The 14,511-nt window shown below is 68.6% G+C and carries 14 protein-coding genes; 4 read left to right on the forward strand and 10 right to left on the reverse strand.

Annotated elements, in window-relative coordinates; genetic code table 11:
* Positions 1-176 precede the first annotated feature (176 nt).
* The gene (locus tag HQ325_RS14440) at positions 177-656 is read left to right on the forward strand and encodes a MarR family winged helix-turn-helix transcriptional regulator (protein WP_056441889.1); all 480 of its coding nucleotides are present in this window, start codon (positions 177-179) and stop codon (positions 654-656) included.
* 110 nt (positions 657-766) lie between these two features.
* Positions 767-2,698 carry an MDR family MFS transporter gene (locus tag HQ325_RS14445; protein ID WP_222631082.1) on the forward strand — a complete coding sequence of 644 codons (1,932 nt, stop codon included), beginning with the start codon at positions 767-769 and terminating at the stop codon, positions 2,696-2,698.
* Between the two features lie 139 nt (positions 2,699-2,837).
* Here HQ325_RS14445 and HQ325_RS14450 read toward each other — a convergent pair whose 3' ends face one another.
* The 10 genes from HQ325_RS14450 to HQ325_RS14495 all read right to left on the reverse strand — a co-directional run bounded on the left by HQ325_RS14450 (position 2,838) and on the right by HQ325_RS14495 (position 12,688).
* Positions 2,838-3,305 (reverse strand): heme-binding protein, encoded by a 468-nt coding sequence (locus HQ325_RS14450; RefSeq protein WP_261778165.1) that lies wholly within the window; start codon positions 3,303-3,305, stop codon positions 2,838-2,840.
* On the reverse strand, positions 3,302-4,354 hold the full coding sequence (gene mgrA / locus HQ325_RS14455; protein ID WP_222630488.1) for an L-glyceraldehyde 3-phosphate reductase: 1,053 nt from the start codon (positions 4,352-4,354) through the stop codon (positions 3,302-3,304). Before mgrA ends, HQ325_RS14450 begins: the two co-directional genes overlap by 4 nt.
* 12 nt (positions 4,355-4,366) lie before the next feature.
* Positions 4,367-4,978 carry a bifunctional 4-hydroxy-2-oxoglutarate aldolase/2-dehydro-3-deoxy-phosphogluconate aldolase gene (locus HQ325_RS14460; RefSeq protein WP_222630489.1) on the reverse strand — a complete coding sequence of 204 codons (612 nt, stop codon included), beginning with the start codon at positions 4,976-4,978 and terminating at the stop codon, positions 4,367-4,369.
* Entirely contained in the window at positions 4,966-5,709 is a 744-nt protein-coding gene (locus tag HQ325_RS14465; RefSeq protein WP_222630490.1) for an IclR family transcriptional regulator, read from the reverse strand. The genes HQ325_RS14460 and HQ325_RS14465 overlap by 13 nt, the downstream gene beginning before the upstream one ends.
* Before the next feature lie 34 nt (positions 5,710-5,743).
* Positions 5,744-6,643 carry a sugar kinase gene (locus tag HQ325_RS14470; RefSeq protein ID WP_222630491.1) on the reverse strand — a complete coding sequence of 300 codons (900 nt, stop codon included), beginning with the start codon at positions 6,641-6,643 and terminating at the stop codon, positions 5,744-5,746.
* A complete protein-coding gene (locus HQ325_RS14475) occupies positions 6,636-8,141 on the reverse strand; it encodes a tripartite tricarboxylate transporter permease (RefSeq protein ID WP_222630492.1) in 1,506 nt (501 codons plus the stop codon). The genes HQ325_RS14470 and HQ325_RS14475 overlap by 8 nt, the downstream gene beginning before the upstream one ends.
* Complete coding sequence (locus HQ325_RS14480; RefSeq protein WP_222630494.1) at positions 8,138-8,647, reverse strand: tripartite tricarboxylate transporter TctB family protein; 510 nt, start codon at positions 8,645-8,647, stop codon at positions 8,138-8,140. Before HQ325_RS14480 ends, HQ325_RS14475 begins: the two co-directional genes overlap by 4 nt.
* Positions 8,644-9,678 (reverse strand): tripartite tricarboxylate transporter substrate binding protein, encoded by a 1,035-nt coding sequence (locus HQ325_RS14485; protein ID WP_308014425.1) that lies wholly within the window; start codon positions 9,676-9,678, stop codon positions 8,644-8,646. The genes HQ325_RS14480 and HQ325_RS14485 overlap by 4 nt, the downstream gene beginning before the upstream one ends.
* Positions 9,679-9,879: 201 nt before the next feature.
* Entirely contained in the window at positions 9,880-11,376 is a 1,497-nt protein-coding gene (locus HQ325_RS14490) for a molybdopterin-dependent oxidoreductase (RefSeq protein WP_222630497.1), read from the reverse strand.
* 13 nt (positions 11,377-11,389) lie between these two features.
* Positions 11,390-12,688, reverse strand: coding sequence for a D-arabinono-1,4-lactone oxidase (locus HQ325_RS14495; protein WP_222630499.1), 1,299 nt, complete (start codon positions 12,686-12,688; stop codon positions 11,390-11,392).
* 53 nt (positions 12,689-12,741) lie between these two features.
* On the opposite strand from HQ325_RS14495, the gene HQ325_RS14500 reads away from it, so the two are divergent.
* Entirely contained in the window at positions 12,742-13,377 is a 636-nt protein-coding gene (locus HQ325_RS14500; protein WP_222630501.1) for a TetR/AcrR family transcriptional regulator, read from the forward strand.
* A complete protein-coding gene (locus HQ325_RS14505; protein ID WP_222630503.1) occupies positions 13,374-14,510 on the forward strand; it encodes an amino acid deaminase/aldolase in 1,137 nt (378 codons plus the stop codon). The genes HQ325_RS14500 and HQ325_RS14505 overlap by 4 nt, the downstream gene beginning before the upstream one ends.
* The last annotated feature ends 1 nt before the right edge of the window (position 14,511 follow it).

Here is a 14,511-nt window from a genome sequence, read left to right on the forward strand (position 1 = left end):
ATCGGAGGTTCGGCCGTGCTCGCCGTCTTCTGGAGGACTCACAGGAGGCGGCGACGCCCACTGGTCCGGGCCACGTCCCCTGGCGCGGGAAGAGAGACACATTAATAGTTGTTTACCTCAGGTATCTATCTATATAGTTGCAGACAGCAAGTAAACGAGTTCGAGGAGAGATCGCCGTGGCCGTCCACACCGAGACAGCAGAGCTGCTGATGGAAGAAGTCTTCCGCTTCGGCCGCGCACTGCGCGTGGCCGTGTCGACGGGGGACGACCGCACCGAGTTGCCGGCCGCCCTGGTCGGCGTACTGGGAACGCTCGCCACCCATGGCGAGTGCCGGCAGTCCGAACTGGCAAACGCCATGTGCACCAGCCAGTCCGTGCTCAGCCGTCAGCTCGCCGAGCTGGTGGACGCCGGCCACGTCGTGCGCACTCCCGATCCCGACGACGGACGTGCCACCCGGGTTCGGGTGTCCGACGTCGGACTCGCCTGCTTGGACCGCATCAAGGAGCACCGAGTCGCGCGGTTGTCCCGCATGTTGGGGGACTGGGACGAGGACCAGGCGAATGCCGCCCTCGACTCCATCCGTCGACTCACGTCCACCTTCACCGACGAAGCGCAGGCCCGGCACTCCGGCCAGCGCATCCTCTCGCATAACTGAGAATAGGAAGAACCACAGCCATGACCGTCACACACGACACTCCGCCCTCCCGGGTGAGTGACACCGATCAGCTCTCGGCTCCGGCCGAGGCAGCCGCGGAATCGACCCCGATGACGCACCGGCAGATCCTCGAGGCTCTGATCGGTCTGCTCGCCGGGCTCTTCACCGCCCTGCTCAGCACGACCATCGTCTCGACCGCACTCCCCACCATCATCGGTGATCTGAAGGGCTCGCAGACCGCGTACGCCTGGGTCATCACGACGGCACTGCTCGCCAACGCGGCGTCGACGCCGATCTGGGGCAAGCTCGCCGACCTCTTCAACAAGAAGCTTCTGGTCCAGAGCTCGCTCGTCATCTTCGTCATCGGCTCCGTCATGGCCGGACTCGCGCACAACGTGCCGATCCTGCTCGCCGCTCGTGTGGTGCAGGGTATCGGCATGGGTGGTCTGACCGCCCTCGTCGTCGCGATCATCGGCAGCATCGTGTCCCCGCGTGAGCGCGGCCGCTACTCCGGCTACATGGGCGCCGTCATGGCCGTCTCGATGTCCGGCGGCCCGATCCTCGGCGGCGTCATCGTCGACAGCCCCCTCGGTTGGCGCTGGTGCTTCTTCGTCTGCATCCCGCTCGCCGTCATCGCTCTCCTGCTGCTGCAGCGCACGCTCCACATCACCACCGAGCGCAAGGACGACGTCTCCATCGACTGGCTCGGTGCGCTGCTCCTCACCGCCGGTGTGTCCGTGCTGCTCATCTGGGTCTCGTTCGCCGGCAAGGCCGGGTACTACGACTGGATCTCCCGTGAGACCGCGATGTACGTCGGCGGCGGTGTCGCTCTACTGATCCTCACCGTCCTCGTCGAGGCGAAGGTCAAGAGCCCGATCATCCCGCTGAAGATCGTCACCGAGCGCACCACCGGACTCGCCATCATCGCCTCCGTCGCCGTGGGTGTCGGCCTGTTCGGCGCCACCACCTTCCTGGGTCAGTACTTCCAGACCGCTCGTGGCTACTCGCCCACCGCGGCAGGCCTGCTCTCCATCCCGCTCGTCGCCGGCATGCTCGTCTCGTCGGTCGGCTCGGGTCAGCTGATCTCCCGCTTCGGCAAGTGGAAGCCCTTCATCGTCACCGGTTCCTTCCTGCTGGTCGTCGGCTTCGGTCTGCTGGGCACGCTCGATCACGCCACCAACCTGTGGCTCGTGGGCGTCTTCATCGCCATCGTCGGCCTCGGTACCGGCATGCTGATGCAGAACCTGGTGCTGGCCGTGCAGAACACCGTGAGCGTGCAGAACATCGGTGCGGCATCGTCCACCGTCGCGTTCTTCCGGACGTTCGGTGGCGCCATCGGCGTCTCGGTTCTGGGATCGGTCCTCGCCACCCGCGTCGCCGACAACTCGGCCTCCGGACTCGCGGCCCTCGGTGTCCCCGCCGGCTCCAACGGCGGCGGCACTCTGGACATCGGTTCGCTGCCCGATCCGATCGCCGCAGTCATCCGTACCGCCTACGGTGACGCCACCGGACGCATCTTCCTGATCGCCGGGTTCGTCGCACTGGTCACCGTGCTCGCGGTGCTGTTCATCCCGAACCGCCCGCTGCGCACCACGATCGACCTGAAGCCGCAGGGTGAGCAGGCCGTGCCCGTCGAGGGCTCGGACGTGCAGGGCGAGACTGCCGTGGACATGCAGAAGGACGAGGCTCGCACCGACACCGCGGACACCACCGAGATCGCACCGGTGACCGCTCCCGTCGGCAAGCACGAGGCCGCGGAGGGTTCCGCACCGTTCGACGGACTGAGCACCGATGCCCGCGACCGGCTGCTGTCGCTGCTGCTGCCCAAGCCCGCGGAGACTCTCGACGCACTCGAGGAGGCCGAGGTGCTGCGCGCCGAGGTCGCCGAGCTCCAGCAGGAACTCGACTCCAAGATGCTGAGCTTCGACGCCGTGTGCGAACGACTGCGCCGGTTGGGTCTCAGCGAGGACCAGATCGCTCGTGTTCTCGGTGACGTCCACGTGCCGGACGTGCACTCGCGATTCGACGCCTCGCACAACTAGTTCGACGACGACAGAGCGGACGCACCCGGTTTCGGGTGCGTCCGCTCTCTCGTGCGCGGGGTGCACGGGTTCTGTGATGTGCACACTTCTCAGCCGGCCGGAAGGGGTGTGGGGCGCTGGAACCTGTGCGCCCGAGCACTTACCGACTCTGTGCGTACTCCCGCAGCTGCTCCACGACGAACGCGTGATCGTCTCGGTGCGGTAGACCCGAGACGCCCGCGTACCCGACGACTCCGACGCCGTCCACCCGCAGCGGCAGCACTCCACCCGCGGCGGCGTGGTCCTCGGCGGGCAGGCGCGACTGCGCGTCGAAGTCGCGTCCGGTGGCGGTGAAGAACTCGAGTACGCCCAGCGAGCTCCGCCCGTACCTCGTGGCGGTGTTGGTCTTGCGGGTCAACCACCCGTCGCTCTCCGGATACGACCCCGGCAGAGCTGTGTGGAACGCCCGCTGGTGGCCGTGCACGACGCCGATGACGAGGGGGAGCCGACGCGTCGCCGCGGCCTCCCGCATCCGGCAACCGAGAGCCCAGGCGTCGTTCAGGTCGAACGAGGCGAAGCTGACCGCGGTCTCGTCGGCGATCACCGCGGCGAGTTCCGGGGTGCTCATGCGGTGGACGAGGCGAGCCAGATGTTCAGACCGCCGTCGACGGCGTACTCGTCGATGTCGGCGAGATCCTGATCGCTGAAGGGCGGGCTGTCGAGGGCTGCGACGCTGTCCGCGACCTGCGACGGCCGGGACGCACCGACAAGCACCGAGGAGACCTGTCGGCGACGCAGCACCCAGGCCAGCGCCATGTGCGCCAGCGACTGTCCGCGCCGCTCGGCGATGCCGTTCAATGCCGCGACGTTGCCCAGGTTCTCCTCCGACAGCATGCCGTCACGCAGGGTCTTGCCCTGAGTGGCGCGGGATCCCTCGGGGATGCCGTCGAGATACTTGGTCGTCAGCAGACCCTGCGCCAGCGCCGAGAACGCGATGCAGCCGATGCCCTCCGCGTCCAGCACGTCCAGAAGTGACGGGACTCCATGCTCCACCCAGCGATTGAGCAACGAGTACGACGGCTGATGGATGGCCAGCGGCGTGCCGAGATCCCGGAGAAGAGCTGCCATCTCGACGGTCCGCTCCGCGGAGTAGGACGAGATGCCCGCGTACCGTGCCTTGCCCGAGCGCACCGCGGTGTCGAGTGCACGGGCCGTCTCTTCGAGCGGGGTGTTCGGATCGAACCGGTGGCTGTAGAAGATGTCGACGTAGTCGAGCCGCAGACTGGTCAGCGAGTGGTCGAGGCTGCCCAGCAGGTACTTCGCGCCACCGCCGCGGCCGTACGGCCCGGGGAAGAAGTCGTATCCCGCTTTCGTGGAGACGACTATCTCGTCGCGGAGAGTCGCGAAGTCCTCGGCCAGGATGCGGCCGACGTTCTTCTCCGCGGAGCCCATCGGCGGGCCGTAGCCGTTCGCGAGGTCGAAGTGGGTGATGCCCAGATCGAATGCGCTGCGGATGATCTGGCGCTGCTTCTGCAGTGGCGTGTCGTCGCCGAAGTTGTGCCACATACCGAGTGACACGGCAGGCAGCAGGAGGCCCGAGGTCCCGACGGGCCGGTAGGCCATCGAGTCGTAGCGGGTCGAGGCCGGGGTGTAGGCGTCACGGAGCAGGGAGGGCATGACGGAGAGCTCCTATCGGGTGAGGGAGAGGTCTTTCAGAAGGTCGATCTGGGTGTCGTCCTCGAGCGCGGACCCGACGGCGACGACGTCGGCACCGGCGGCGAGATAGTCGGGGGCGTTGCGGGCGTTCATGCCGCCCGTCGCGACGAAGCGCATCGCGGGGAAGGGGCCCTTCATCGCGGCGAACCAGTCGGCGCCCAGGACGGATGCGGGAAACGCTTTGACCCACCCGAGCCCGAACGCTGCCGCTGCCTGGACGTCGGTCCCGGTGGCGACACCGGGAAGGTGCGGCATACCGGCATCGATGCTCGCCCGCGCGACGGCGGGGTCGAAGCCGGGAGCCACCGTGAAGGCGGCACCCGCCTGCTGTGCCGTCCGTACGAGGTCGGGGGTGACCACCGTCCCCGCCCCGACGGTCATGCCGCGCTCGGCTCCCGCGCTCACCACTGCGGCCAGGGCGTCCACCGCGGCGGCGGACTGCACCGGCACCTCGATACAGGTGATGCCGGCGTCCCAGCCGCGCTGGGCGAGCGCGACCGACCGCGCGGGGGAGAACCCCCGCAGAATGGCCATCACGGGTCGCGACGAGAACGCGTCGTCGAACCAGTCGTTCACGGTCTCCATCCGAGCTCCTTCGACACGTTGTCGGTGACTGCCCGGAGGTCGGGCAGCAGTTTCTGCAGGGCGGCGAGGTCCGCGCGCCCCTTCAGCGAGGTGACGGACACCGCCGCGACGACGCGATCACTCGCGTCCCGCACGGGCATCGCCACACAGTTGACGTAGTCCTCGTACTCGGCGTCGTCCACCGACCAGCCGCGCTCCGCGACGACTCGCAGTTCCTCGTCGAACTGCTGCCGCGAGGTGATGGTGGTGGCCGTGTGTCGCGCGAAGTCCGCACCGTCGAGCACGGCATCGACCACCGCGGGTTCCTGGAACGCCAGCACGGCTTTGCTGACGCCGGCCGTGTGCAGGCACACGGGCGCGCCGATCTGAGAGAACAGCTTGATCATTCCGGGCTGTTCGATCTTGTCGACGTAGATGATGCGGCCGCCGTCCAGCTGAGCGAGATGCACTGTGTGCGAGCACTGCTCACCCAGTCCGATCAGATACGGGCGGGCGATGTTCGCGAGGTCGAATTGGTCACGCGCGGCGTGAGCCAACCCGGCGATGCGGTACCCGACGCCGTACTTCCCGTCGGCCCGCTTGCGGGTCAGGCCGTGGTCGGTGAGGGTCTGCAGCACCCGCAGTGCCGTCGACCTGTGGATGTCGAGATGCGCCGCGACCTCGCTCTGGGTCCGCGGCTGGACGGCGACGAACTCCAGGATCTCGACCGCTCGCTCCACGCTCTGCGACATCGTTCACGCTCCTTCGACTGTGGGGCTCGTGCCGTCAGGCATCGAGCGGTGCTGCGGGGACGAAGTCGGTGGTGCTCGACAACGCTCTCGAGGCGAGATCGTGCCCCATGGACAGCCTGCCGTGTGCGTCCTTGCCTGCACGCAGTCCGGACAGGTATCCCGCCGCGAACGCGTCACCGGCACCGACCACCTCGACCACCTCGACGGTGTGCGCCGGCACGAAGACGTCGCCCGACGGGGTGAACTCCGTCGCACCGACGTCGCTGTCCTTGATCACCACCGTTCCCGACGTTCCGACGAGGGAGGCGATCGACCGGGCGTCCTCGGTGCCCCACAGGTCGGCAGCCTCGTCGCGGCCGACGAAGACGATGTCGGCGCGTCGGGCCAGATCGAGCAGGATCGGCGCGGCCCGCTCACGCGACCAGACGCCGGGCCGGTAGTTCACGTCGAACGACAGGATCGTCGACGTGCCGGCGCAGAGGTCGAACAGTCGATCCGTCATCGCCGCACACGTCGGTGACAGCCCCGCGGTGATACCGGACGTGTGGACGACGTCGGTCCGGTGCAACGGAAGTCCGTCCAGAGTCGCCGGCGACATGCGCGACGCAGCCGAGCCCCGCCGGTAGTAATGGACGGTGGTGACACCGTCGTCCGGGTCCTTGAAGTACACGCCGGTGGGCGCGTCCTCGTGGACGGTGACGTGCGAGGTGTCGACGCCGTGGGACGCGATGGCGTCGACGATGCGACGGCCGAGCGGGTCGGCACCCACGTGGCTGGCCCACGACACCTCGTGTCCCAGTTCGGCCAGGTAGAGAGCGACGGTCGATTCGGCCCCGCCCATGTGCAGGGTGAACAGATCTGCCGTGTGGAGTGGGGCGGCGTCGACCGGTGCGACGAGCGTCATCGTCTCTCCGATGCAGAGGAACTCAGGCATCGACGCTCTCCTTCGGGGCGCGCGTGCGACTCTTCTTCAGGCCGGCACGCAGGTACGGGCCGACGACGGCCAGCGCGCTCAGCACGAGCAGACCGACGGCGATACCGCTCGTGTAGATGCTCGCGGCACCGTCGATGAGGAACGCCCGACGGATGTTGCTCTCGGCCAGCGGACCCAGGATCAAGCCCAGCACGAGCGGACCTGCCGGGAAACCGTTGCGTCGCAACACGAGTCCCAACAGACCGAAGACGAGCATGAGTCCGACGTCGAATGCGCTGTTCTGCACCGCGTAGGTCCCGACCATGCAGAAGGTGATGATGACGGCCCACAGGTACTGCTGGGGGAGGTCGAGCAGCTTCACCACGCCGCGCATCCGGACGAGTGCGAGAGCGAGTGCGCCGAACGTCGCGAGCAGCATGATCGCCGCGAGGCTGTAGACCAGGTCGGGGGAGTCGACGAACAGGGCCGGGCCCGGCTGCAGGCCCCAGATGACCATCGACCCGATCATGACCGCCATCACCGCGTCGCCCGGAACTCCCAGTGCCAGTGTGGTGGTGACCGATCCACCCATGGTGGCCGTGCTGGCGGTGTCCGCGGCCGCCAGGCCCTCGAGCGAGCCCTTCCCGAACTTCTCGGGATGCTTGGACGCCCGCCGAGCCTGGTCCCACGAGACGATTCCGGCGATGTCGCCGCCTGCCGCGGGGACCACACCGACCACCGACCCGACGCCGGATCCGATGAGCGCAGGCTTGAGCAGCTCGCGGCGCTCCGCCTTGTTCGGCCACCACTTGCCGAGCTGTGTGATCGGTGCGGGGAGTAGACCAGGGCGACGGCAGATCATCTGGTTGAACACCTCGGCGATACCGAACAGGCCGACGATCGCCGCGATGAAAGGTATGCCGGAGCTCAGTTCGTTCAGTCCGAAGGTGAAACGCCCGTCGCCGGTGATGGGATCGCGACCGATGGTCCCGAGTCCGAGGCCGAGGATGCCGGCGAACAGACCCTTCACGACGCGCCCACCCGAGACGCCGATCATCATCGTCATGCCGAACACCACGAGGGCGAACATCTCGGCCGGCCCGAACCGGAGTGCCACACTCGCGATGGGCTGTGCGGCGAAGACGAGGATGCAGATGCCCACCACGGATCCGATGGCGGACACGAGTGCCGAGCTCGTCAGTGCGATCCCGGCCCGCCCTTGCTTGGCCATCGGGAATCCGTCGAAGGTCGTGGCGATCGACGCCGGGGTGCCGGGAGTGTTGATGAGGATGGACGGGACCCGGTCACCGAACTGGGCGGCGACGTAGATCGACAGGAGGACCGAGAGGCCCTGCAGCGGTTCGAGAGTGAGAGTGAAGCCGGCCGCGAGTGCGACCGCCATCGCCGCGGTGATGCCCGGTACGGCACCGACGAGCGTGCCGAGCAGGATGCCGATGAGAAGGCACAGCCCGATGCTGGGGTCGAGGAGGGCGCTCAGTCCCTCGCTGACGGCGCTCACAGCGGGACCTGCAGGAGCATGCCGAAGATCACCCAGAGAATTGCCGTGGTGACCACCGGGAACACGAGGAGCGCCTTGATGCCTCGGCCACCGAAGATCGCGACGAGCGCGGCGAGCAGCAGCACGGTGACGACCCTGAAGTCGAGGTACTGCCAGGCTGTGCCGTAGACGACGATGACCAGCAGTGTCGCGGTGAGGGCGACGCCGCCCGATCGGGTCATCGCGGACTCGTCGGAGACGATGCGTCCCGTGAAGGCCTGCATCACGAGGACGAGTCCTGCGATCACCATCGAGATCGCGAGCGCGCTGGGCCACCAGCGCGGACCGAAGGCCTGCCCCTCGCGGGCGAGATCGATGTCCCGCGCTGCGATGAACAGGGCACCGCCGACGAGGGCCACGACGACGCCGATGACCGCTTCGTAGGTGCGGCTCGTGTGCTGCACGTCCTCCTCGGAGGGGTCGCCCGGGATCGTCACGGACGAGGTCGTCAGGTCGTGCGTCGTCATTCCTGTGCCGCCAGATCCGCGAATCGATCCGACTCGGATCCGACGAAGGTGGTGGTCTCGTCCGCGGAGCGGTACAGCGGCAGGTTGCCGCCGGACTCGATCAGATCGATGTACTCGTCTGTTGCGGAGGCGCTTTCGATGGCGTCCTCTATACGGGTGGCCACGTCGTCGGGCAGGCCGGTCGGCGCCGCGATGACGGCCCAACTGCCGATGACCACGTCCTGGCCGAGCTCGGTGGCGGTGGGGACGCCCGGGAGTGCGGGGGCGGGCTCCTCGGTGAAGACGGCGAGAACGCGGAGCCGTCCGTCTGCATGAGCGGGTGCCGTCTCCCCGATCCCGGCGACGACGGCGTCGACCTGGGATCCGACGGCCGCGGTGACCGCGGGTGCACCGCCGTCGAACGGAACGCCCGTGAACTCGACACCGGCGACCCTGCCGAGTTCGAGAGCGCCTGCCTCCCAGATGCTTCCGGGTCCGGCGTTGGAGACGGTGATGCCGCCCGGGTCGGCCTGCGCGGCGGCGAGGAGGTCATCGAGAGTCTGATACGGGCTGTTCGCCGGCACTGCGATGGTGCCGGGCTGGGAGTTGACCTGCCCGAGGAAGTCGTACGACGCCGGATCGATCGAGTAGCCCTGATGACCGAGCAGGCTCACCTCGACCGGGAGAACACCCATGGTGTATCCGTCGGGGTCCTGATCGGCGAGGTACTGCATGCCGATGGATCCTGCTCCGCCCGGCCGGTTCTCGACGATCACGCTGACACCGAGGGACTCCTCCATCTGTCGGCCCAGCGTGCGCGCGGTGAGGTCGGTAGCGCCGCCCGCTGCGGTCGGCGTCAGCAGGGTGATGTTGCCGGTGGGGAAGTCCTCGCCGGACTCGGCGCCGCCGGACGATCGATCCGCGCAGCCCGCCGCGACGCCGGCGACCAGAGTCGCTGCTGCCACGACGCCGAGCGCCCGGTGCTTGGAACGAGAGGGTGAGATGCGCACGCATGCCTCCAGGATGGGATTGTGTTGCACTGTCTGCAACACGGTTGCTGAGAGTGCACTCACCATAACCCATGTGTGAGCCAATACATACCAATTGTCCGTTTGTGATCGAGACGTCGCCGACCGCTGCAAGGGGTGTGCACACCGGCCGTGGTGACCGCACACCCCTTCCAGCAAGTTGTAGGGGGTGTGCGGACACCGAAAGGGGTGTGCGCTCCGGCCCTGGACGCTGGACCGAGCGGCCTAGCGCACGGTGGCCGGCATGCTCGCGTATCCGCTCGCACCGTCGGGAACGGTGTCGACGCGCACGTCCGTCTGCACCTCACCGGTGCCGTCGGTGGCCCGAGCCTCGATGCGGTGCTGGCCGGAGGTGGCGGTCCACGCGTACGACCACTGGCGCCAGGTGTCGCGCGAGTACTCGTCGGAGAGGGTGGCGTCGGTCCAGGGGCCGTCGTCCACGCGGACCTCGACGCGGGAGATGCCCCGATGCTGCGCCCACGCCACGCCGGCGATCATGACCGTGCCCGCCTCGACGTCCTTGCTGCCGACGGGGGTGTCGATGCGGCAGGCCGTCTTGATCGGTCCGCGCTCGGACCAACCGCGGTCGGTCCAGTACGCGCGGGCCTGGCTGAACTTGGTCACCTCGAGGTCGGTGACCCACTTGGTCGCCGAGACGTACCCGTACAGGCCGGGGACGACGAGGCGCGCCGGGTAGCCGTGCTCGATCGGCAGCGGCTCCCCGTTCATGGCGATGGCGAGCATGGCGTCGCGCCCGTCCATGAGGACGTCCAGCGGAGTACCGGCCGTGAAGTCGTCGTGCGAGGAGGACAGCACCATGTCGGCCGATGCCTGCGGACGTGCTTCCGCCAGAATGTCTTTCAGGGCGTAGCCGGTCCAGGTGGCGTTGCCGACGAGGTCGCCGCCGATGGGGTTGGACACGCAGGTGAGCGTCACCATCCGTTCGATGGACACACGCTGTTCGAGATCGGCCAGCGTGAGCGTCATCTCGTTGTCCACCATGCCGTGGATGCGCAGACTCCAGTCCTGCGAATTGACCCGCGGCACGACGAGAGCGGTGTCGATCCGATAGAACTCGGCGTTCGGGGTGACGTAGGGGGACAGGCCGGGCAGATCGAGATCCGCAGCGGCGGGCACGGGCGGCGCCGCGCTGTCGGGCACCGGGACGGTGAAGGCGTCGCGGTCCTGCGTGACCGCCCGCGTGGAGGCGCCGAGCACCCGGCCCGCGGCGCCGGTCGCGACGGCCGCCGCAGCGCTGATCCCGGCGAGCATGACGAAACGTCGACGGGAGAACCCCTCCGACGCGTCCGGGTCCGCCCGATCGACGAGCGACCGCAGGACGAGGATGCCCACTGCGACGCCGACGACGGTGGGAAGCGCCGCGATCGACCCGCTGCCGGAGCGTGAGATCGCCGCGAGGACCCCGAGCACACCGAGTACGACGAACAGCGCCGATCCGATGGGTTGCCGAGCACGTTCGAGGATGCCGGCGCCCGCGGCCAGGAGGGCGATGACCACACCCATGCCGACGAAGAGAGCCAGCTTGTCGGAGGTGCCGAACGTGTCGATGGCCCACTCGCGTACGCCTGCCGGGGTGTTGTCCACTGCGGCCGACCCCACGGCGACGATCGGTGACGAGTCCGGGCCGACCACGGCGGCGAGGAGCTCACCGACACCGAGCACGAGGGCGGCGGAGAGGATTCCGGACAGGGCCCTGCGCATCACGTTCACTGTGTCACTCTAGTCGCGCGAGCACCGTGTCCGAATAGTCGTTTCCGAAGGTGCCGTGGGGATCCACTCGCTCACGTTCGGCCACGACGTCGTCGAAGCGCGGGTACAGCGAACGAAGTGTGCCCGCGGTGAGGGAGTGCATCTTGCCCCAGTGCGGGCGTCCACCGACATCACGTGCGATCGCCTCCACCGCGTCGAAGTACCCACCCACCGGCCGCCGGTGGTACTGGTGGACGGCGACGTAGGCGGTGTCACGGCCATGCGCGGTGGACAGCCAGACGTCGTCGGCGGCGGCGCAGCGGACCTCGATGGGGAAGGTCACGCGGTAGCCCGTCCTCGCGATCCAGGTCTCGATAGCGCGGATCACGCTCGGCACGGACTCGGGCGGCACCGCGTACTCCATCTCGCGGAAGCGGACCCGACGAGAGGACGCGAACACGGACGAGCTCCGATCGGTGAACGTGCGACCCGACCAGGCCGCCGCCGACACCGTGTTCACCCTCGGGATGATCGAGGGGAACCGCGTCGTCACGCGGTTGATCACCTCGAAGGCGTTGTTGGACAACAGTTCGTCGTCGATCCACCCCGACACGCGACCCACGGGAGACACCGGGGTGTCGGCGGGCAGCCGAGTGTTGCGCTTGGTCAGCACCCGATCCGTGTGCGGGAACCAGTAGAACTCCGGATGATCGACGTCGCGCATGTCGTCCGGGAAGCGCTCGAGTGCCTCGTCGAGGCGTCCCGGTGTCTCGTCCGCGTGCAGCACGAACGCTGGGACACACCGCATCGTCACTGCGGTGAGGATCCCGAACGCACCCAGGCCGAGCCGTGCGCACTCGAACAGCGGCCCGTCCGACACCGTGACCTCCGTCCCGTCGGCGAGCACCAGTCGCGCTGCGACCACCTGCGCGGACAGCCCGGCGAATCGCGCGCCGGTGCCGTGCGTGCCGGTCGAGATCGCGCCCGCGAGTGTCTGCACGTCGATGTCACCCATGTTGGTCAGTGCCAGCCCGCGGGCGTGAAGGAGGTCGTTCAGAGTGCGCAGTCGCGTCCCGGCGCGCACGGTGACGTCGGTGGTGCCGTCCGGTCCCGCGGCCACACCCTCGATGCCCGTCAGATGGTCGAGCACCATCAGGACGCCGTCCGTCAGCGCGGCTCCGGTGAACGAATGGCCTGCTCCGACGGCGTGGACTCGGCCCCGCGCGCGCACGACGACGTGCCGGACCTCGTCGGCGCTGTGCGGTCTCACGATCGACGCGGGCCGTGCGCGCTGATTCCCCGCCCAGTTCGTCCATTCGGTCATGGATGGATACAAGTACTGGACAACCGTCCAGGTCAACCCCCTAGAATTCGTCCATGACCGTGCGCCTCCCCGCCGATCTCCGGCGTTCGCAGCTGATCGAGGCCGGGCTCACCGTGGCAGCGGAGGCCGGGATCGCCGCCGTCACCGTGCGCGCCGTGGCCGAACATGCGGAGGTCTCGCTCGGCGTCGTCCACTACTGCTTCGAGAACAAGGAAGCCCTCGTCACGGCGATGGGTGAGGCGCTGGTGCAGGAATTGGGCGCCGCCGTCGGCACGGCCCTGCATGCTGCGGCGGCCGACGGCCGGCGGGACTGTGTCGGCCCTCGTGCGCTGCGCGAGATCCTGCACCGCGGCGTGGCTGCACTCTGGTCGGTCATCGAGAGCACGGCCGATCGGCAGCTGCTCACCTACGAGATCACCGCCTACTCGGTGCGCTCCGCGGGAGCCGGACCCGGCATCGGCACGTTGCAGTACCGCGTCATGGACACCGAGACGGAGAGCTTCCTCGAGGCGGCGGCCGAGGCGACGGGGATGCGCTGGACCGAACCGATGACGTCGCTGACGCGTTCCGCACTGGCGACCATCGACGGCGTGGTGCTCCGGTGGCTCGTCGACCAGGACACCCTCGCTGTCATCGCGGAACTCGACGACCTGGCCGCGCGCATCGCGGCGAAGGCGGTGCCGTCGTGACCGTGCTCGATCGGCTCGGTGCCGCCACGGCAGACTTCGACCCGCCGCTGCTCGCGATCGACGAGGAGTCGCTCGAGGCCAACCTCGCGGATCTGGTGCGACGAGCCGGCGGTACGCCCATCCGTCTCGCGTCGAAGTCCGTGCGTATCCGCGGTGTCCTCGAGCGTGCTCTGGCCGTGCGGGGGTTCGCGGGCGTCATGGCCTACTCGCTGCGAGAGGCGTTGTGGCTGAGCGAGGTACCGGACATCCTCGTCGGCTATCCGACCGTGGATCGACAGGCGCTCGCCACCCTGGCCGCGGACGCCGACGCGTGCCGCCGCATCACTCTCATGATCGACGCGCAAGCACACCTCGACGTGATCGACGCCGCCGGTCCGTGGGCGGCTCCGGTGCGGGTGTGTCTCGACGTCGACGCGTCGCTCCGCATCGGACCCGCACACATCGGCGTTCGTCGGTCGCCGCTGCGTCGTCCGGCCGAGGTGGCCGCCCTGGCGCGGGAGGCGGTCCGGCGCGGCGCGTCCGTCGTCGGCGTCATGTTCTACGAGGCACAGATCGCGGGGCTGCCCGACTCCGGACGCACGGTCCGGTGGATGAAGCGGAAGTCGGCGTCCGAGTTGGCCTTCCGGCGGCGCGCCGTGGTCGAGGCCGTGCAGGACGAGGTGGGCGTACTCGAGATCGTGAACAGCGGAGGCACCGGGTCGATCGAGGTGTCGGCCGCGGATCCGGCGGTGACCGAGGTGACGGCGGGATCCGGCTTGTTCGCGCCGACACTGTTCGATCGCTACGACGCGTTCACTGCACGACCGGCGCTGTTCTTCGCGCTCCCCGTCGTCCGCACGCCGACGCGGACCATCGCGACGGCGTTCTCGGGTGGGTACATCGCCTCGGGACCGACGGGGGCCTCTCGCGTGCCGTCACTGATCGGACGCGGGGCGTTGATCCGCACCGAGGGTGCCGGGGAGGTCCAGACACCGGTGACCGGATCCGGTGCGGCGGTGGGGGATCGGCTGTGGTTCCGGCACGCCAAGGCGGGCGAGGTGTGCGAGCGCTTCACCGAGGCGCACCTCGTGTCCGCGGACGGCTCCCGCACGACACTGCCCACCTACCGCGGTGAGGGTCGGGCGTTCGGCTGAC

The sequence above is a fragment of the Rhodococcus sp. BP-349 genome, from assembly GCF_019835845.1.
Taxonomy (GTDB): domain Bacteria; phylum Actinomycetota; class Actinomycetes; order Mycobacteriales; family Mycobacteriaceae; genus Rhodococcoides.

Coding starts and splice junctions, on each gene's coding strand:
- HQ325_RS14460 (WP_222630489.1), bottom strand. CDS start 4,978: ATGGAGACCGTGAACGACTGGTTCGACGACGCGTTCTCGTCGCGACCC.
- HQ325_RS14495 (WP_222630499.1), bottom strand. CDS start 12,688: ATGACCGAATGGACGAACTGGGCGGGGAATCAGCGCGCACGGCCCGCG.
- HQ325_RS14490 (WP_222630497.1), bottom strand. CDS start 11,376: ATGCGCAGGGCCCTGTCCGGAATCCTCTCCGCCGCCCTCGTGCTCGGT.
- HQ325_RS14480 (WP_222630494.1), bottom strand. CDS start 8,647: ATGACGACGCACGACCTGACGACCTCGTCCGTGACGATCCCGGGCGAC.
- mgrA (WP_222630488.1), bottom strand. CDS start 4,354: ATGCCCTCCCTGCTCCGTGACGCCTACACCCCGGCCTCGACCCGCTAC.
- HQ325_RS14470 (WP_222630491.1), bottom strand. CDS start 6,643: ATGCCTGAGTTCCTCTGCATCGGAGAGACGATGACGCTCGTCGCACCG.
- HQ325_RS14450 (WP_261778165.1), bottom strand. CDS start 3,305: ATGAGCACCCCGGAACTCGCCGCGGTGATCGCCGACGAGACCGCGGTC.
- HQ325_RS14445 (WP_222631082.1), top strand. CDS start 767: ATGACGCACCGGCAGATCCTCGAGGCTCTGATCGGTCTGCTCGCCGGG.
- HQ325_RS14465 (WP_222630490.1), bottom strand. CDS start 5,709: ATGTCGCAGAGCGTGGAGCGAGCGGTCGAGATCCTGGAGTTCGTCGCC.
- HQ325_RS14500 (WP_222630501.1), top strand. CDS start 12,742: ATGACCGTGCGCCTCCCCGCCGATCTCCGGCGTTCGCAGCTGATCGAG.